24 protein-coding genes are annotated in these 16,390 nt (G+C 60.7%); all 24 read right to left on the reverse strand.

What is annotated here, in order from left to right; genetic code table 11:
• Positions 1-2,494, reverse strand: a 2,494-nt coding sequence (locus tag PLC66_RS20250) for a hypothetical protein (RefSeq protein WP_324543882.1), incomplete at its 3' end; no start/stop codon positions are given.
• A 257-nt stretch (positions 2,495-2,751) separates the two neighbouring features.
• The gene (locus PLC66_RS20255; protein ID WP_324543884.1) at positions 2,752-3,192 is read right to left on the reverse strand and encodes a hypothetical protein; all 441 of its coding nucleotides are present in this window, start codon (positions 3,190-3,192) and stop codon (positions 2,752-2,754) included.
• Positions 3,193-5,187, reverse strand: a complete 1,995-nt coding sequence (locus PLC66_RS20260) for a hypothetical protein (protein ID WP_324543885.1) — start codon at positions 5,185-5,187, stop codon at positions 3,193-3,195. It abuts the gene before it with no gap.
• The gene (locus PLC66_RS20265; RefSeq protein WP_324543887.1) at positions 5,180-5,353 is read right to left on the reverse strand and encodes a hypothetical protein; all 174 of its coding nucleotides are present in this window, start codon (positions 5,351-5,353) and stop codon (positions 5,180-5,182) included. Before PLC66_RS20265 ends, PLC66_RS20260 begins: the two co-directional genes overlap by 8 nt.
• An 89-nt stretch (positions 5,354-5,442) precedes the next feature.
• Complete coding sequence (locus PLC66_RS20270; protein ID WP_324543889.1) at positions 5,443-5,817, reverse strand: hypothetical protein; 375 nt, start codon at positions 5,815-5,817, stop codon at positions 5,443-5,445.
• Between the two features lie 15 nt (positions 5,818-5,832).
• Positions 5,833-6,210, reverse strand: a complete 378-nt coding sequence (locus PLC66_RS20275) for a hypothetical protein (protein ID WP_324543891.1) — start codon at positions 6,208-6,210, stop codon at positions 5,833-5,835.
• Positions 6,211-6,212: 2 nt separating this feature from the next.
• Entirely contained in the window at positions 6,213-6,641 is a 429-nt protein-coding gene (locus PLC66_RS20280; RefSeq protein WP_324543893.1) for a hypothetical protein, read from the reverse strand.
• On the reverse strand, positions 6,638-7,057 hold the full coding sequence (locus PLC66_RS20285; RefSeq protein WP_324543895.1) for a hypothetical protein: 420 nt from the start codon (positions 7,055-7,057) through the stop codon (positions 6,638-6,640). The genes PLC66_RS20280 and PLC66_RS20285 overlap by 4 nt, the downstream gene beginning before the upstream one ends.
• Positions 7,054-7,521, reverse strand: coding sequence for a hypothetical protein (locus tag PLC66_RS20290; protein ID WP_324543897.1), 468 nt, complete (start codon positions 7,519-7,521; stop codon positions 7,054-7,056). The genes PLC66_RS20285 and PLC66_RS20290 overlap by 4 nt, the downstream gene beginning before the upstream one ends.
• Positions 7,521-7,700, reverse strand: a complete 180-nt coding sequence (locus tag PLC66_RS20295; protein WP_324543899.1) for a hypothetical protein — start codon at positions 7,698-7,700, stop codon at positions 7,521-7,523. The genes PLC66_RS20290 and PLC66_RS20295 overlap by 1 nt, the downstream gene beginning before the upstream one ends.
• A 10-nt stretch (positions 7,701-7,710) precedes the next feature.
• Complete coding sequence (locus tag PLC66_RS20300) at positions 7,711-8,832, reverse strand: hypothetical protein (protein ID WP_324543900.1); 1,122 nt, start codon at positions 8,830-8,832, stop codon at positions 7,711-7,713.
• 8 nt (positions 8,833-8,840) lie between these two features.
• The gene (locus PLC66_RS20305) at positions 8,841-9,227 is read right to left on the reverse strand and encodes a hypothetical protein (protein WP_324543902.1); all 387 of its coding nucleotides are present in this window, start codon (positions 9,225-9,227) and stop codon (positions 8,841-8,843) included.
• Positions 9,228-9,232: 5 nt separating this feature from the next.
• Entirely contained in the window at positions 9,233-9,784 is a 552-nt protein-coding gene (locus tag PLC66_RS20310; RefSeq protein WP_324543904.1) for a hypothetical protein, read from the reverse strand.
• A gap of 153 nt (positions 9,785-9,937) precedes the next feature.
• On the reverse strand, positions 9,938-10,618 hold the full coding sequence (locus PLC66_RS20315) for a hypothetical protein (protein WP_324543905.1): 681 nt from the start codon (positions 10,616-10,618) through the stop codon (positions 9,938-9,940).
• Positions 10,611-10,742 carry a hypothetical protein gene (locus tag PLC66_RS20320; RefSeq protein WP_324543907.1) on the reverse strand — a complete coding sequence of 44 codons (132 nt, stop codon included), beginning with the start codon at positions 10,740-10,742 and terminating at the stop codon, positions 10,611-10,613. Before PLC66_RS20320 ends, PLC66_RS20315 begins: the two co-directional genes overlap by 8 nt.
• A 62-nt stretch (positions 10,743-10,804) precedes the next feature.
• Positions 10,805-12,139 (reverse strand): phage portal protein, encoded by a 1,335-nt coding sequence (locus PLC66_RS20325; protein ID WP_324543909.1) that lies wholly within the window; start codon positions 12,137-12,139, stop codon positions 10,805-10,807.
• A complete protein-coding gene (locus tag PLC66_RS20330) occupies positions 12,132-13,406 on the reverse strand; it encodes a phage terminase large subunit family protein (RefSeq protein ID WP_324543911.1) in 1,275 nt (424 codons plus the stop codon). The genes PLC66_RS20325 and PLC66_RS20330 overlap by 8 nt, the downstream gene beginning before the upstream one ends.
• Positions 13,363-13,821 (reverse strand): hypothetical protein, encoded by a 459-nt coding sequence (locus PLC66_RS20335; protein WP_324543913.1) that lies wholly within the window; start codon positions 13,819-13,821, stop codon positions 13,363-13,365. The genes PLC66_RS20330 and PLC66_RS20335 overlap by 44 nt, the downstream gene beginning before the upstream one ends.
• A 12-nt stretch (positions 13,822-13,833) precedes the next feature.
• Entirely contained in the window at positions 13,834-14,292 is a 459-nt protein-coding gene (locus PLC66_RS20340) for a hypothetical protein (protein ID WP_324543915.1), read from the reverse strand.
• Positions 14,273-14,572: a hypothetical protein gene (locus PLC66_RS20345; RefSeq protein ID WP_324543917.1), complete on the reverse strand. Its 300-nt coding sequence runs from the start codon at positions 14,570-14,572 to the stop codon at positions 14,273-14,275. Before PLC66_RS20345 ends, PLC66_RS20340 begins: the two co-directional genes overlap by 20 nt.
• 1 nt (position 14,573) lies before the next feature.
• Positions 14,574-14,762, reverse strand: coding sequence for a hypothetical protein (locus PLC66_RS20350; RefSeq protein WP_324543919.1), 189 nt, complete (start codon positions 14,760-14,762; stop codon positions 14,574-14,576).
• 3 nt (positions 14,763-14,765) lie between these two features.
• Positions 14,766-15,032 carry an RNA methyltransferase gene (locus PLC66_RS20355; protein WP_324543921.1) on the reverse strand — a complete coding sequence of 89 codons (267 nt, stop codon included), beginning with the start codon at positions 15,030-15,032 and terminating at the stop codon, positions 14,766-14,768.
• A gap of 7 nt (positions 15,033-15,039) precedes the next feature.
• Positions 15,040-15,237, reverse strand: coding sequence for a putative endonuclease domain-containing protein (locus PLC66_RS20360; RefSeq protein ID WP_324543923.1), 198 nt, complete (start codon positions 15,235-15,237; stop codon positions 15,040-15,042).
• A gap of 142 nt (positions 15,238-15,379) precedes the next feature.
• Positions 15,380-16,033, reverse strand: coding sequence for an HNH endonuclease (locus tag PLC66_RS20365; protein WP_324543925.1), 654 nt, complete (start codon positions 16,031-16,033; stop codon positions 15,380-15,382).
• Between the last annotated feature and the right edge of the window lie 357 nt (positions 16,034-16,390).

Genomic DNA, 16,390 nt, shown 5'->3' on the forward strand with positions numbered 1-16,390 from the left:
TAACGGCTGGGATGGTGAAGTTGCGCGAGAGCAGCCCCATCGACGGCGTGATGTACTCTGCCCCGACTTTCACCCGCGCCGTGTCGGCAATGAACGCGGCGACGTGCAGCTCATCGGCCGTTATCTGCCGTGCGTCGAACACACCGTCATAGGTCAGGCCCCAGCCCGTGCCGAGGAATCCACTGGCCCAGTGCGCCGTCTTCAGCGTTACCGCGCTGTTGATCTGCGCGATGTTGTCGGCCGGATTGATGATCAACGAATTGACCGGCGCTAACGTCAAACTGCCGCTATCGGTCACTATCGACCGCGCGCCGACGAACGACAGATTGCCGTCGCTGATGACCGTGCCCCCGGCCGGGTCTAGCGTCAAGTTGCCCGCCGTTGTGTTAATTAGTGGCGTGGTCGCCTTGTCGGCCGTCAGATTGCGCAGCGTCAAGTCGCCCGCCGCCGACCCCCTTAGCAGCGTGCCGACCGTCGTCTTGGCGTTGTCGGTCGCCGTAACGGCGTGGGTGTGGCTACCCGCCTGTAGCAGGTTCGTTGATGTGGCCGATAACGTGCCCGGCGTGCCCAATGCCAGCAGCCCGGAATTGAGTGTCAACCCGCTTGGAGAGGCCAGCGCGATGTTTAGCACCTTGCCGCTCATGGTCAAGCCTTGCCCGGCCAGCGTGTCGGCAATGGCGATGCCGCCCGCCCCCTTCGTCAACCCGCTGGGGCTGTCCAGTTGCACGCTAACGCCGCCACTTATCAACAGCCCCGATGACGCCGCAAGATTCAACCCGACGGATTGCCCCGATAGCGATAGCCCGGTATTGGCCAGCGTGACGGCCGCGTGATGGGCGTTGGCGTCGGCGACGTGGGCAGATACGTCCACGCCGTCGAATGTCACCCCCGCCGCCGCGCCGATGTTGCCGGTAACGGTTACGCCGCCGACAACCGGCACGTATGGCCCGCCCGCCGGTTCCCCGCCTCCACCGCTCACGACAATCGACTTGCCGCCGCCGCCGCGCGTTTCGATGCGCTTGACCGTCTGTGTCATGGCGCGGATTGTCATGCCGAATGAATTGGCGGCCGTTCGCTTTAGCCCCATCGTGTCCGATAGTGTTAGGACCGTATACGGTCGCCCGTCGCGCGTTCTCTCAGTCACATCCAAAATGATGTATTTCGTGCTGCCGAAATCAAACGGCGCAGTGCGCGTCGTGTTCCTCACCTGAATCTTCTGCCCCGGCTTTACGTGTACCGGGATAAACGCCTCAGCCGTGAAGTAAACGCGCGATTGCGCCAGTACCAACGACTGTATGGCGTTTAGCAATAGCTGGTCGCTGGCCGCCGTTAGCTCGTCCAGGTTAGCATCGTCGGCGACCGATATGTCGCCATAGCTCTCGCTAACGGCGCGAACGCCGTAGGTTGATACGCCGGGGCTGTGTGTCACACTGTCCGGGACGCTTGCATCCTCCGATAGCGTCACATAGCATCCGGCGTTTAATGCGACGCTCAGGGCGTCGTTTGAACAGTGGCGCAGCCCTATGTTCTGATTGCCCGCCGATGGATAAATGCGGGTAATTAGCCCTGTCGTTGTTCGTTTCTTCAGACTAAATAACGTGCCGACCGTCTCGTCTGTCTCATCCTCATCCTGTTCATATGGCGCGGTCGGTTGGTACATTTTGAGCACGACGCCCGACTCATCCGGCGCGCGTCGCCAATCAATGGCGCGCGTCGGCACGCCTGTCCAGTTCGTTGTATAGCGGAAAAATTCCCCGGTGCGCTCGGCAATGGATAGCAGAATGTCAAAGACGCTTTCGCCGACCGGCTTGTGTGCCGTGCCGATTGCCGTGCCCGTGCCCGTCTGAAAGTTTGTGCTCCAGCCGTCGGCCTTCGCCATGACCTGTGTTACGTCATTGGTCGTGGGCTTGCTGTAGTCATAGACGGCCACGTTTTTGCCGCTATCGGCGGCCGACGCCATGCCGTCAACGATGACAAGCACCTTCGCGGCGCTGTCAACACTTTTGATTGTCGTCGTGTGCGTGCCGCTGTTGAGCGTCACGATCACTTTCTGCCCGGCGACCATGTTGGCAACGTTGCCAACCACAAGCCGCGCCGTGCGGGTTGAAACTGCGTTGCCGGAACTGGCCCCGGCCGACAGGTCGGGTTCAAACTGGATAACCCGCTCAGGCGCGCCCGGCGGCTCAACCGCCAACACGCGGGCGATATGCCAGTTCGTGTTATCCATCTGGATGCGCACTTCGTCGCCCACGTCAACGTTTGACAGCGATGCCAGTCGTGCGCTGTTATTGCCGGTCGGCGCGCCCTCGGATAGAGTGGTCGATGTCGGCCCGGCGGCAGCCGATGTTAGCGTCGTGCTATAGATCGTCTCAGCCCCAATCGCAGTGAAAACGGGATAGCGCGTCAGCAACTTCTCCACGCCGCCGCCGCGTATCTCGATCATGCTGATACCCTGCGAATCGGTGAACGGCTCCACGTCCTCGATCAGGAACATGGTAATTATTTTGCTATTGTTGGCGTCAACATACCCGGTGCGCTGCTCGACAACACAAATCCGGCCAATGGTCGCCATTGTTTGCGCGCGGGCAGTATTGAAAAGCCTTACGCGGCCGTTCCCTAGTTGCGAGATACTGCTCACCCACTCGGCCGAATCGGGCACGATGTCTAACAGGTACTCTGAGCCGTTCAGAACGATAGCGGTATTGCTCAGGTCGTAAAATTTAGCCCGGAGTTCCCCAAATGATCGCGCCATTAGCTCAGAAAATCCCTTAGCTGCCACGTCGCCGTGACAACCAGTACCGATTGCATCCCTACCCGTTGCCAGCCGCGGGCGTTGCCGGTCACGTCAATCAGCCGCGCCGGTGCGCTGTAGGTTGTTGACCCAGCCGCGCCGTGGATTTTGCCGTAAAACGTGCCAGTCCTTCCCTTCGCCGCTATCAGATTGTTGTACTGCGTATGCCCGGCGGGATTGTCGGCGACGAATCGAAAAGAGAATGTCAGCTGCGGCGGCGACGTGTCGGCCGTGTCCGTGCCGTCAATGTCGATGAGCGCCCCCGCCTGGTTCCTGACAATGCGGACGATAACATCCGGCCCACCGATTGTTGACGCTGGCTCCACGCGCACACCCGCCGCCTCGGCATTGAACGTAACGCCGAACGTCGCCGCGAAACTGGCGATTTGTACGTTATACATTTACGGTATCACTCCCAGAGCGCGTAACGCCCCTAGCACGTCGCCGCCCGTTTCCCTGAAGTTGATAGTGACAGTTTTCTCGGTCGGTATGCCGTTAATGAGTGTTGTCGCCGTCGCCGTGCCTGTCTCGACGGCGGTGATGTCCATATCCATCACCGCTTGATAGACCTCAGCCGGATTGGCGAACCCGTCTACCAACCCTTTCGCCTCATTGACGGCGGCAATCGCTAATTTCGTGTCGGCGTCGATTTCAATGGTGTATTTCTCTGGAAGGGCCGACGGGTCTAGCCCTTCCTGAAAACCCTCACGGAACCCGCGATCTTCCATCTCAGGCGCTTCACGCGGCCCCAGGTCTATCGCCATCCCGCCGTTGAGGATGCGGATAGCGTTTTCAACGGCGGCCGCGTAGTCCTCCCATGCCAGCTTCCCGTCTTTCGCCTGTTGCGCGAGATAGTCGACGATGGTCTGTTCCTGCGTCGCCGCAATCGACGCCTTGATGTCATCGACCGACGCGCCGACCGTGACGGCAAACTCCGATAGCGGATTGACACCAGCGCCGCCGTCGCGCATGGCGTCATAGATGGATTGCATGAGGTCATAGCCCCACGTGCTGCCCTGCTCTCGCGCGTCGCCGATGCTGTCCAGAAAGCCCGCGAAGTTGCCGCCGCCGCGCGCATTGGCCCCCGTCACGTAATCCGCCCACGTTTGTTGAGCCGTTGCCGCCAATTCGAGCTTTGCCGCTACGTCGGCCAGCGATTGCGCGCGCTCGCTGTCGGCGGCCGCCGCCCGCCGCTGTGCGTCGCGGGCCATGTCGGCGGCACGTGCCAGCCACTCGTTTTTCTCGGTGGCATTAGCCAGCGCACGCCAATACGTCTCAGTTGACATTGCCGCGCGGGCGTCGATTTCTCCCTGTTTTGTCGGCCGCGTCGGCTGCCCCATGTAGTCGATGGGCGCGTTGAGCATGGTCTGCGCCGCCTGTAGCCGCTCAATCTCTTCGCGTAATATGCGGTAACGCTGCGCGGCTAGTTCGACATTGTCGCCCCTGTAGCGGATAAGCCCCAGCTCCTTCATTTTCTCGGTGACGGCGTCTATGTCGCCACCGATTGTTCTTAATTCCTGAGTTGCCGCTGCCTCTGCGAGCGCGAACGTCCATGTGCTGCTTAAAACGCCCGCCGTGCTACCGGCGGCTTTACCAACCCGACTTACGGCGTCTTCGAGTTCCTCCGCCGATTCCAGGGCGGCCCCGATGCTCTCGGCCATGCCCTCAGCAAAAGCGACCTTGAACTGGTCGCCCGCGTTTTCAACCATGACGCCCATCTGTTGAATCTTTCCGGCCGTCGTGTCGGCCGTGTTGCCCAGCAGCGCGATCTTGGCTTCCCCCGCCTCCAGCACGGCAAGGTCAAACGCCTCATCCATCGACATGCCCGCGTCTTTTAGCTCCTTCGCCCGGCCCGTCACGGATTCCATCGATAGCCCCAGCGCGTCGAGGCGCATGGTGCTGTTATTCGCCATCGTCAACACGACCTGCTGCATGTCCCAGCCCAGCGTGCCGATGACGGACGATAGCCGCTTAACCTGATCCTCGTTCTTGGCAAGACCCAGCGACATGAGGTCGGTAGCCGACGCCACAAGCTCCGCATCGGTCATCATGCCGCTGGTCGCCTCGCGCATGACGCCCAGCAGCGCGTCGCCGGTGGTGTTAATCGACGCGGCCAGATTGTCGAATTTGTCACGCGCCGCCGATAGCGCCGCGCCTTCGGATAGCGCGGCCATCGCGTTCCCGGCCACGTTTTGCAACGTGCCGAGCGCCTGCCCGGCCAGACTAATTACAGAATTGAGTTCCGTCCATGAGCGAATGCCGCCGCGCCCGGCGGATTCAATAGACGACATCGACCGTTTTGCCGCGTCTCGGACGCCGTCGAATGAATTGGCTGCGTTGCGTAGCTCCCCGTCTCCCTGAAACCGCGCGGCTATTGTGTACTCGGTATCAGCCATCTAGCCCCTCATTTTGTAGCGCGAACACGTAGGAGACGACCTTCCAGCCGTCGGGATTCAGGTCGCACCATTGCACTTTGTTCGCCGCGCCGGTGTAGCCGCTCATGGCTACGTAGATGTTAGCGGCGGCGCGGGCGCGGGTGAACTCCCCCGCCGGCCAGTCCATCCAGCCGCCGCTTTCCGGCGCGCCCCAGTTCCGATACAGCCAATAGTCCAGTTCCGGCGGCTTGGGGCCGTTGTCCTCGACATACGCCGCTACTGCGAGGACAAGGCTTTTGGGACGCGCATGAGCCGCTGAAATTCATAGCTGCATAGCGAACCGTAGTAATTCACCTCGGCGGCCAGCATGTCATCGACCTGCACGCCGTCAAAATAGAACCGGCGCGTTTTGCCGCCGTCCTGGTCGATCACGTCCTCATAGCGCGTCTCAGGCGATTCAATCCAACGCGCTTCGATAGCCGCCTGTAGACACGCCTGCCGCTCGTCGGCCGTGCCCTTGCCGGTGTCGAGTGTGATATACGCCCGATTCCACGCGGCAACGTCCCGCTGCCGCAGATCGCCCTTTATCTCAAAGACGCGGCCGAACGTGTCGGCCGCGTCGTCGTCTACCTTTGCCTTTTTATCCGCCATACAATCCCCTTGCCGCTACGGCGCGGCGGCCAGCGTCGGCTCATTGTCACAAAGCAAAGTGACCTGACAGGTGATGAAGTTATTCGCGGGCGACGTTTTCCTGATCCCGGAGCTACGCCCGGCGGCCGCCGTGTATTTTGTTTTCCCTGTCACGATTTCCAGTGCGCCGTTCTGATTCGCCTTCAGCGACCCTTCCAGCGTATGGGTTGCCGTCGTCGGCATGACAAAATTAACCGTCCATTTCCATTTTGAACCCAATACCTGCGTCAACACGCCGTCGGCGACAATTTCGGTTATTTCATCGCCGCTATTGTCCATCTCGATGCTGGTGATTTGAGGGATTACCGTAGTCCCCAGCTTCGCGGTCATTCCCTGCCCGGTATCTCCGGCCATAGTTACACCTCGTAATCTGTAATATGAATTACCAGCGCCTGCGCGATTGAATCCGGGTCTGGCTCTCCCTCTTCGGTGAAGTACGGCCCGACGGCCGTCTGAGCCTCGATGCGCTCAACCAGATACGGCACGCTCAATAGCGCCTCAATTGTCGATTGCCTAATTGCCTGAAATGCGTCGAGCGCCTCTTTCTCCGACCGCCCGGCGCGATAGTCTAGCAGTGTCAGAAAGACGCGCCATGAAGCCGTCGGCGTTTGCCACGATTCGCCCGGCTCCGCGATAAAATCATCGCCCGTTGCCAGTACCGCCCACGGCGCGCGCTTGCGGCTGGCCGTCTGCGGCGTGGCGTAATCGTTGATCAGGATGCTGCCGTCCTGAAATACGTCCGCAAGCGCCGCCGCTATTGCCTGTTGCCGTGACAGTTCGCTCATCGGCCCGCTCCAAGAGAGAACAGACTTTTCAGCTTGTTCTTGAGCATCGACCCCAACGTCGGCCGCTCGTTGCGGATAACGTCGGCTGCCAACCACCAGCGGCCCGCGTGCATCCACGCCTGTCCCTTGCCCTTGCCGTCGCCGACCGGATACCGCGCATAGGGTCGATTGTTGAAAATCGTAGCCCCGCCGGGTGAACGACGTGCGCCCCATGAGCGCCCCAGTTGCCCGGTGCGAACGTAGCGCTGTCGCGGCCGTTCCGGCGGGTATGGTTTCGCCTGTAGTTGCGTCGCCATGCGCTGAGCCGCCCAAAGATACGTTGTATCTTCCATCTCCTTCTGGCCGCGCGTCGCCACGCGCCTGAGCGTGCTCACTACCCGCTCATGCCCCTTTTGGTGATACTCAAAATGAATCATGAGTATTCCCCGCGTGACGGCTCTCGTGTGTACTCCAGCCCGCGCATCGGCAGACGCGACCCGGCCTTACTGCCCGGCGCGGCCTCATCTTCAGGTATGCCCGACTGCGCCGCTATGCCCGTTGCCCGACGCTGCACCCACGCATCGGCCGCGTCGGAGATCGCCAGCAACATCTCATCGGTCGATGTCGGTTTCTCGGCAAATCGCCCCTGCCCATTCACGCCACGCACGAGGCCGGACACGTTCGCATTAACGAACGAATCCAGCATCGTGACGACTGTCGCGGCCATTGCCGGTGCGGGTAGTCCGGCCGTCGCCATTGCTATGTCCAGCATGGCGCTAACCTGCGCCCGCCACTCGTCAACGGTTTCCAGCGTCGGGACGGTCACGTTATCAAACCGTCCCGACTTGTTGGCAAATCGCGGCACGAATGCGGCTATGCTGTCGGCGCTGCCATAGGCCATTAGGCGGCTCCCTTGCGGCGCGGCTTTTGCGGCGCGTCTTCGATAGCCGCCGGTGCGGGTTGCGCGGCTTTCGGCTGCGCGGTTGCCTCTCCAGCGGCTATCAGACCATCCGCATAGGCGCGGCCGTGGACTGTCAGCGGCTTGCCGTTCTTGTCGTAGACCGTTATCGGCTCACCCATGCCAGACCTCCTAGAGCGCTACGCCGTCGGCCCACGTCGCATTGTTGACGTAGCGGGTCGTGCCGTTGGTACGGTCGCCCACGCCAACGCCCAATTCGATGTAAAGCATGAGGTCACGGACGGACTTAATCTCGTCATCCGCGCCGCCGCTCAACACGCGAAACGCCGGCGCGCTCTGACCTTTCTCCACGCGCACCCGGACGGGATTGCGCGGCGACAGTGCGCCATAGCTGCGATAGGAGAATCCGTAGTACTGCGGCATGCCCGGTGTGACATAGACGCGGGTGTTCTGATAGGAACCGATAAAGCGGAACCCGTCGGCGCTGTCTTCTTCTTCAGGCTGCGCAACGGCCGAACCGCTACCCAACTGATAGGCCAGAGGCGCGGCCTTGACGAACCCGGTCAACCCGGTAACAGTCCCCTCGTCGGCCCCGGAAATGAGCAGCCGATAGGTCGGCGCGTGGCCGTGTTCCATCAGCTCGGCTTCCATGTCCTCGATGATCCCCGTTGTCCAGCCACCGGCCGCGGCCACGTAGTGCTCGTGGGTGTCGGTGAAGGTCGTGCCGCCGAACGCGGGCGGCGTGAAGTCAACATTAGTCACTGAGGCCGCTGTAGCAAAGCCCGGCGAGTAGCCCGACGTGCCCAGCCCCTTGCCCGCGCCGCTATCGTCGCCGCGCTGCAAAAGGCGCTGAATCGCCTGCTGCCGGTAGCGGTTACGCATCCGGTCGATTGCCAGATTGATGTCATCCTGCCCCTCGGACAGTCCCATCTCTTTCAGCTTCGCCCATGTCCAACCTAGTTGAGCGTCCCACTTGCGGAGCGGCAACATGTGGCCGCTGCGTTCGGCGTGCTGCGGCGTGCCGCGGCCGTACTCGGTAAATGCGTCGGCATAGCTCGACGCTCCGGCGGCGTAGTTGACCGCCGGGTCATCCTGAAACGATACCAGCGACCGCCACAGAGGATGACGGGCAAATTCCCCGGCCAGCCCCGACGCGGCCACAACCAACTCGCTAAACAGTTGCTCTTGCGACGTGCCGTCGGCCAGCTGGAATTTCCGCAACGCCGCCAGGTCTTGCGCGGGCGGCAGAATCACGGAGGATAAATCTCGATAACCTTTAATCGCCATGTTCATTCACTCCGTTAGGAAAATGCCACCGTTTGCGGCATGACAATCAGCGCCGTGGTCGATTTGGCATACCCCAGGACAAAAGACTTTGTACCTGCGGTCTCGGCCGGTTCGCCCGCCGTGTCACTGACATAGACAATAGCGCCCGGCGTTGCTCCGGTTACACACTCGATTTCACCCAGGATGACGATGTCGATCTCGTCACCCACGGCCCCGCCCTGTACGGCCAGACCGGCATTCTTTACGACGGCCGTCGCAATGGCGGGATCCCAAAACCCGTCCGATTGCAGCGTCACCGCCTCGCCCGCCTCAACCGTCGCCCCGACCGTGCCACGAATGATGACACACTGCCGAGTGACCGGTTTAATGGCGGCCGCGTTTGTGTTTCTCGCAATAGTCATTTCCTCTACTCCATTTTTTCCAAATAGCGCGGGCTAATGTTGTAACGCGACAGGATTCGATTCATCTCGTCAACCGTCGGCCCGTTGCCGTTGCCTCTCGCCCCGCCGTCAAGCGCGGGCGCGTTCGGCCGCGGCATGGCGGCCAGCAGCGTGTCGGCGTCGGCGGTCAATTCTTCGGCCGTCGTGCCTTGCAGTCGGTCGGCCAACGCCGCCGGTAGCCCCTTCTCGGTCGCTACCTGTTGGCGCAATAGCGCCAGCTTTTGCGCGGCGATTTCGTCGGCTTGCTCGCGTAGCTGTTTCTCCAGCGTCGCGGCGCGGTTTTCGGCCGTCTCATAGAGCTCCTTGAACTTGCCCTGTTCGGCAAGCGCGGCCGTCTCGGTCGCCGCCTGCGTTTGTTTCAGGGCGTCAAGTTCTTCTTTGAGCGCCTTTACCTCAAGCCGCCGAGCCGCCGCTTCTGCGTTCGCTTTCTCTTTCGCGGCCCGCATTTTCTCAATGTCGTCACCAACGGGAGCATCTCGCTCATCTACCGTCTCGGTCAGTTGGGTTGTATCAGTCATGCCCGTTATTGTATGAAATGCCATAGTTAAAAATCCATTTGGCGATGAGTAGCCCATAACAAAGTGCCCGGTAGTTGGCCGGGCACTTGCGCCTAACACAGAGCGAGCGCGGAAAAGGGGGGTTAGGGAAGTGTACGTCTGTCGAACAGGTGGTCAGAAAGAGGAGCGCCCCAGCCCTGTGATTATGCCGTCTATATCCATCGTGCCTAATTCCTCATCGCAGCGGCACGATACATTACATTCACGATGTCCAACGGGAATATATTCAGGATCGCCCATTGCAAACCATTTGCCGTTGAGCGCAATGCACGTCCGACAACTGTCGCCGCGATGCCGATGCGACCGCACCATCAGCCGCTGCCCGGGCATGGCGTCAGCCGCGCCCGCCCGTTTTTGCGCATGAAACGCGCCGCGCCCGGCTTGCATATACATCTCGGCTCGGCGCACGGCGCGGCCGTCCAACGGCTGCTTGCCGCTCTCGATGTCGGCGGCGAACTGGCGTAGATAGGCATACTGGCCGCGTATGATGCCACCGGCCCGCCCGCGCTCGACGGCGGTCATGTTTTCGACCCCGCCCGACGCAGCGGCAACGGCGGCATAGTTGACGTTCTTCACCGCCCGCGCCATTGCCGTCTGCCATTCAGGCAGCGCGATCTTGCCGTCTCGCAGTTGTTCGGTCAACGCCCGCGCCGATTCACGCCCGGCCTTATCGACAAATCTGTCCAGTTCCCCGCGCACGGAAGCGGCCGAAACGTAGCGCCCGGTAGCCGTATCTCGATAGCGGTGCTGCTCGCCCCGCGCGGTCTGGATTGTTGACCAGGTGTATTCAGGCATTGGTAGCGCCTTCGTCATCCGTCGGCCGCGCGGCCGTTAGCAGCGCCATGAGCCGCGGGCTGCCGTAGCGTCGCACGAATTCCAGCATGAGCGGCGTATCCTCGGTGACGTGAATTTCCGCCATGCGGTCTAAATCCTCATCTGTCCACTGAATCGCCTTGCCCCGTTTGCCCGGCGGTCGCGGTGTCATTGCGTCAACCCCTCATCGCCGTAGGTGTCGGTGCGGGCAATGGCGGCCAGTTCAGCGGCCGAATACCCGGCCAGCGTGTAGGCCGCTGTCATTGACAGGCCGTTGCTCAGGTGCGACGCGGCGACGGCCGCGCGTGTGCCCTCACGGGTCAGGTAGTCCAGTTCCTCGAAGCTATCCCAATTCGTCACGATACCCCCTTCGTCAAGCGTCGGGCGCGGCCCGAACGTGTTATGCAGGCGCACCGCATGGCGCATCACCCGCCGCCATGACAGGCCGTAGGTTTTGGCGCGGTCGGCTATTTTGGCGATTAGCCCGCGCTCCGACGCCACAATCGTATCAGCCGCGGCCACCGCACGGCTGTCCTGAAACATGGTCAACGGCACGCGCGACACCTGCGCGATGGTCATCGTCGCATGACGCACCGCTTCGACCAGCAGCGACAGGTCGCCCGGCGGGATTGTCCCCCACGCGGCCGCGGGATTCTGACTGTACCAGATAGCCCGCGCCGCGTTGACCATTTCCTCGCTGGGTACGTCGCCGGTCAACGTCACCAATTGAAAACCCGTCGCGTCGGCCGCTGCTATCAAGTCTACCCATAGCGATGTCAACACCCGTTGAAGCGGGATGATTGCCTCCAGCTCCGACGTGCCATAATCGTCGCCGTTGGGGTTGGTCGGGAAATGCACGACCGGCACGCCCAGCGGTTGCCCCGTCGCATCAACCCACGGGATAGGCCAGCGCTCGCCGTCATGGTATTCAGTCCATGCCCCTGCCCGGCCGGTGATGTATTTCTCAATGCGGTTGTCGAAGTAGAGATTCAGCCGCGACTTGCCCCGGTCGTCGCCTTCCTCAAGCCGCCACTTTTTGAATCCATACAACGGCACGCGCCGCTCGCTGGAATAGATAATCCCCGTTCCGTTGCTGCCGTCATAGGTCATCTCGTGATGGAATTCAGGCATAGCGGCCGCGTCATCCCACTCGACAATCACATAGCTGTCGCCGTCACGCAATGCCGACAGATGAATATCGTCCTGGTACGCGCTCAAGTCACGCGCCGCCCACCACATCGCCAGCGCCCTTTCCGTCGCCGGACTTGTCGCCGCGAAACTCTGCACGCTCAGGCGTTCGGCCACCGTGTCCACCACCAGCGGGCAGATGTTGGCCAGCGACCGAATTTGCGCCGACGTGATACCGAGCCGCGTTTCCTGCCGCTTGCTCAGGCGGATGTCATGCTCCCCTTTGTAGAACTCCCGATACATCGCTACGTCGGCATAGCCCAGCCCGTCGCTCTGAATCAGCCATCGCTCAAATGTGTCTATCGGATTACGCATACTGAAATACTCCTGCCCCGCGTCTGTCTATCCCATGCCACGCCAACGCCAGCGCCATCACCGTATCATCGTGCATCCCGCCGGGTGCTCCGTAGCTCATGCCGCTTGCCATCCGCTTGCCCTCATACGCCTGTAGCTCCCCTATCTGGATAGGGTCGTTTAGTATCTTAATCGTGCCGTGCTCAAATGCCGCCTGTAGCGCCTGGATCAGCGGTTGCTTCGACGCCGCCGACGTATGGAAGGGGACAATGCTCATGCCCCGCCCGCGCAAGTGGTCGATGACCGGCTGGCCTATGCTGTTATCTTCGATGACCATCGTCTGTATGTTCCAGCGCTCATAGGCGGCGTGGATGCGGTCTTCGAGCGCGGTATAGCCGACGCGGTTGAACCGGTCGATATAGACCTGCTCCCGCGTCCTGGCGTCGAGGATCGAAATGACCGTGAAGTCGGCCGCGTCGGCAACGTCAACCCCGGCAACGTAGGCCCTACCCGGCAATGGCGCGGCCGTCGGCGTGGCCGTGGCGCACTCCATGACGCGGTGGAACACGCCGCCCGCGTCATCGAGGAATATCGCGTCGAGTTCCTGCGCGGTTACACGTTCGGGCAAGGTCGCCCGCATCTCGGCCAGTTCGTCGGGTGGTATTGTCGGGTTGACCTCACTCGGCAGTTGCCATGACCGCCAATCATCGCGCCCGTCGCCATGCCCCATTTGCCACAGTTGCCAGAAGCCGTTGCGCCCTTTCGGCGTCGAGAATAGCCACGCGTCGCCGCGATAGTCGGCCAGCGTCGGACGCAATACGTGCTCCCATGTGTGCATCAGGTTGGGGATGAAGGCCGCTTCGTCAACGATGATGCGCTTGTATTTTCGGCCGCGGCCGGCCAGCGGGTTATCGAGGCTCCAGAATTCCAGCACGCCGCCGGTCGTGAATTCAATGCGCCGTTCGGACGCATTCCGCCGGGCGATGATGGGCGCGAAGATCATATCGGCCGACCGCCAGACTTCCAGCATCATTTTGTACGACGGCGCGAACCAGCCGACCGGGTGACGCAGCACGTCGTTGGCGGCGCATAGCTGTATGCCCAGCTCCGTCTTGCCCGCCCGACGCCCGACGCAGACGACGTTGAATCGCGCCGATTCCGCTATCACCTGCGATTGCCACGGCAGAAGGGGCGACAGGGGCAGACGTGCCGACGCCCGCGCTTGTCTGACAATGCGCTCGGCCTTAAGCTCGTGATACGCCTGCGGCGTTAAATAGCTCTGTAGCAAGTTCGTCCCCAAGTTCTGCCTCGACAACTTCCGGCGCAACCGCGCCGCTTCGTAACAAGTCAATGACTTCACCGCGCCATGTCGGCTGTCCGGTCAATAATTGCAGCTTGTCAACGACGATGCCTATACCCGTGACCAACTCCCTATAGCTGGCGTCGCTGGCCGCGTCCTTCGCTGCGGCTATCGAAATGCCTAAAAGGTCTTTCAGTTCGGCAATAAAATTTACTTTTTTTTCGTGTACCATTTCGGGCGGCGGCGGATTCTGTACGTTTCTTGCCCAACGCGACAGGGTAGCATGAGGCACGTCAAGGCGATTGGCAACCACCATCAACGCCCCTTTTGTGTCAGGGTATCCGGCGGCTTCCAACATGAGCACGGCCGAAGATCTGAAATCATCACTGTATCGTTTACCCATAGCCCTCTCGTCTCATTCTACCCGTTTTCCTTCCCCCAATTCCATTTGACCATTCAGCGCCGCTATCCGGCGGTCAAACAGTCTGACCGGCAAGGCCAGCAGGTTTAGATCATTGCGTCGCCGTCTCAACTCGGCCGCGTCATCGAATAGCGGATGAGCCGGATACATGCCGCGCGTCTCCAGGCCCAGCCGAACGACAAACATCTCAAAGCCCGTCGGCGTGCCGTGGAAAAACCATAGATACGCCTGCGCCCGCCAATACTGTTCGCTGGCGCTGCCACTCCCCGGCCGGCCGGTATAACCCGCGTCGAGGTCGGCCACCGCCTGGGCGACAATCGCGCCGATCAGCCGGTAGATGTCGGCCGACGGGTGAATGACGCGCTCCTCGGCGGTCAGCGGCTCCCCGTCGTCGTTGCGCGGGTTGCGCAGTCGCCACGACCGCGCCGGGCGACTAGGGATAAGGCTCGCCATTGCCGCCGATGCTAAACGGCAGATACACCGGCGCGGGATAGGGAGCCGGGTATGGGTCTGCACCCGGCGGCGGCGGATAGGGGTCAACCGGCCCAGGGTACGGCGCTACGGGCGTGCCCGTGTCAGGTGTGCCCTCTACCATCGGCGGCGTAGCCGTCGGCAACTCCGGCGGCGACGTGCGACTATCGGCCGCGGCCAGCGTCCAGACGACGAACGCCAGCAGCGCGGCGGCGATGGCCGTGACTGCGATGCTGCGGATTGTCTCTTTGTCTCGTTTCATCTTACTTCAACTCCTTTGGCTGCGGCCGACAGTTCCGATGCCCCTTTGTGAACTGCCGTCCTATCGCCAGGAACATATCCATAGGAATCGGCGGCACGATGAGGTGGTCGCGGCCGCAGTAGTCGCAAAACATTCTGTAGCCGCCCGTCGATGTATTTTCAATCTTGATGTGGTCGTTCTTGCGCGTCATTTATTATTCCCCTTTCGCGGATCCCATTTGCCGCCGGATGTAATCCGGGTCTATCCCAATCCACGCGCAATCGGCCGCGACCCCGTCGCTGTCGATGTAATACCGCGCGTGCTCGGCCAGTCCCGGCGTGCTGCCCGTGTCGGCCACCGCCCGCCGGATGACGGCCATCATGAGCCGCGCCGCCGGGTCGATGTCGGTCAGCTCGTCGAGCCAGCCGTCGCGGTTGCGGGTCGGCCGTCCGGTCAATCGTCGTTGCGTGTATCTGTCCATAGCTCCCCTAAAACGGCGCGACTTCCGCGCCCTGTTCAAACATCAACCGCCGCAGCCAATCAATCGCGCTACCGTCGTGAATCTGGTCGGCCGTGACACGTAGGACGCGCCAACCCGCGCAGATAGCCTCGTTGTATTTCTCGCAATCCTGCTCAAAACGCTTGGGGTTGGCGTGCCCCTTACTACGCCCGGTGCTGGTCTGCATGTAAATACCGCCCTCGATTTCTATCGCCAGCCTTTTAACAGGGTAGGCAAGATCGAATCTCCATCGACGCTTTGTGTGAAACCTATACTCTCGCTCAGGCTCCGGTAACTCGTTGGCTCGAATGTGTAATAGTAGCGAAGCCTCAAGTTTCGACATATCCGAGAAATCCTCTAACACGGCGGAGGGTTTGCCATCCAAAGTTTTCGATAATCCATGCGTTCGGTTCATGTTTGTTTTTCCTCGAATTACAATTCACGCAACACGGAACAAGATTTCCCCGCTCCGTTTTGCCGCCAAGAGATAATGGTACGAAGTGATCTATTGCAATCTTTTCGGCCCGGCCACAGTAAATACATAGCCCGCCAGTTGCATTTGCGATAGATAGCCACTCCTCCCTTGTTATCTCTCCCCCATTGTTCAGTTCCTTCCCCCTCCTAACGGCTTGCCTTCGTCGCCTTCCTTCCCGAAGTTTTTCCGGGTTATTCTTTTGCCATGTTTTTATCTTGTCGAGATTTGCGCGGGCATATTTCAGGGCTATCTCACGGCGCTTTTTCGGGTTTTCTTTTGCCCATTTTTTTGCCTGTTGGTTTATCGGATACGGATTGGCGTGATACTTTTCCCTTTGTTTCCCCCTGATAACGTCTCCATCCCGTAAGCGGCGCTCTCTCTCTACCTGGGACAGGCATTGTTTGCATTCGTGTCTTGCGCCATCTCGATTAGAATCCTTGCGTCCAAATTCTGTAATGGGTTTTGGTATCCCGCAGATTCTGCATATCTTTTTGTCTTTTGCCGTCACGTTTTCACTCCTAAACGCAAAACTGCCACCTTTACTCTGTGAAGTGTCTAGGTTCACAGTCGGGGCGTGCCCGTGAGTAAAGGTGGCAGGTCTGCCACAGAGTATGCAATTGTCGGGCGATAAAAAACGCCCCGGAACCATGAACCTAGACAAGAGAGATTTTATCATTTTTGTGGTCGTTAGTCAAAAAGGCGCCGGAAAGTCGTTGGCTCGCAAATGCAGCGCCAGTTCGCTTTCAAGGTCGCTCTTGCTCATCATAATCCTCCCTCGCGCATAAAATCGCTTACAGCGCCATTTAGCGGCCTCTCAGACGGTTGTAGCCGTCGTGGTGTAGCCCTCACCCCTGTCCGTCATCAC

It is taken from the genome of Thauera sp. (assembly GCF_035444905.1).
GTDB lineage: Bacteria > Pseudomonadota > Gammaproteobacteria > Burkholderiales > Rhodocyclaceae > Thauera.

Coding starts and splice junctions, on each gene's coding strand:
- PLC66_RS20255 (WP_324543884.1), bottom strand. CDS start 3,192: ATGTATAACGTACAAATCGCCAGTTTCGCGGCGACGTTCGGCGTTACG.
- PLC66_RS20260 (WP_324543885.1), bottom strand. CDS start 5,187: ATGGCTGATACCGAGTACACAATAGCCGCGCGGTTTCAGGGAGACGGG.
- PLC66_RS20265 (WP_324543887.1), bottom strand. CDS start 5,353: ATGGACTGGCCGGCGGGGGAGTTCACCCGCGCCCGCGCCGCCGCTAAC.
- PLC66_RS20270 (WP_324543889.1), bottom strand. CDS start 5,817: ATGGCGGATAAAAAGGCAAAGGTAGACGACGACGCGGCCGACACGTTC.
- PLC66_RS20275 (WP_324543891.1), bottom strand. CDS start 6,210: ATGGCCGGAGATACCGGGCAGGGAATGACCGCGAAGCTGGGGACTACG.
- PLC66_RS20280 (WP_324543893.1), bottom strand. CDS start 6,641: ATGAGCGAACTGTCACGGCAACAGGCAATAGCGGCGGCGCTTGCGGAC.
- PLC66_RS20285 (WP_324543895.1), bottom strand. CDS start 7,057: ATGATTCATTTTGAGTATCACCAAAAGGGGCATGAGCGGGTAGTGAGC.
- PLC66_RS20290 (WP_324543897.1), bottom strand. CDS start 7,521: ATGGCCTATGGCAGCGCCGACAGCATAGCCGCATTCGTGCCGCGATTT.
- PLC66_RS20295 (WP_324543899.1), bottom strand. CDS start 7,700: ATGGGTGAGCCGATAACGGTCTACGACAAGAACGGCAAGCCGCTGACA.
- PLC66_RS20300 (WP_324543900.1), bottom strand. CDS start 8,832: ATGAACATGGCGATTAAAGGTTATCGAGATTTATCCTCCGTGATTCTG.
- PLC66_RS20305 (WP_324543902.1), bottom strand. CDS start 9,227: ATGACTATTGCGAGAAACACAAACGCGGCCGCCATTAAACCGGTCACT.
- PLC66_RS20310 (WP_324543904.1), bottom strand. CDS start 9,784: ATGACTGATACAACCCAACTGACCGAGACGGTAGATGAGCGAGATGCT.
- PLC66_RS20315 (WP_324543905.1), bottom strand. CDS start 10,618: ATGCCTGAATACACCTGGTCAACAATCCAGACCGCGCGGGGCGAGCAG.
- PLC66_RS20320 (WP_324543907.1), bottom strand. CDS start 10,742: ATGGCGGAAATTCACGTCACCGAGGATACGCCGCTCATGCTGGAATTC.
- PLC66_RS20325 (WP_324543909.1), bottom strand. CDS start 12,139: ATGCGTAATCCGATAGACACATTTGAGCGATGGCTGATTCAGAGCGAC.
- PLC66_RS20335 (WP_324543913.1), bottom strand. CDS start 13,821: ATGGGTAAACGATACAGTGATGATTTCAGATCTTCGGCCGTGCTCATG.
- PLC66_RS20340 (WP_324543915.1), bottom strand. CDS start 14,292: ATGGCGAGCCTTATCCCTAGTCGCCCGGCGCGGTCGTGGCGACTGCGC.
- PLC66_RS20345 (WP_324543917.1), bottom strand. CDS start 14,572: ATGAAACGAGACAAAGAGACAATCCGCAGCATCGCAGTCACGGCCATC.
- PLC66_RS20350 (WP_324543919.1), bottom strand. CDS start 14,762: ATGACGCGCAAGAACGACCACATCAAGATTGAAAATACATCGACGGGC.
- PLC66_RS20355 (WP_324543921.1), bottom strand. CDS start 15,032: ATGGACAGATACACGCAACGACGATTGACCGGACGGCCGACCCGCAAC.
- PLC66_RS20360 (WP_324543923.1), bottom strand. CDS start 15,237: ATGCAGACCAGCACCGGGCGTAGTAAGGGGCACGCCAACCCCAAGCGT.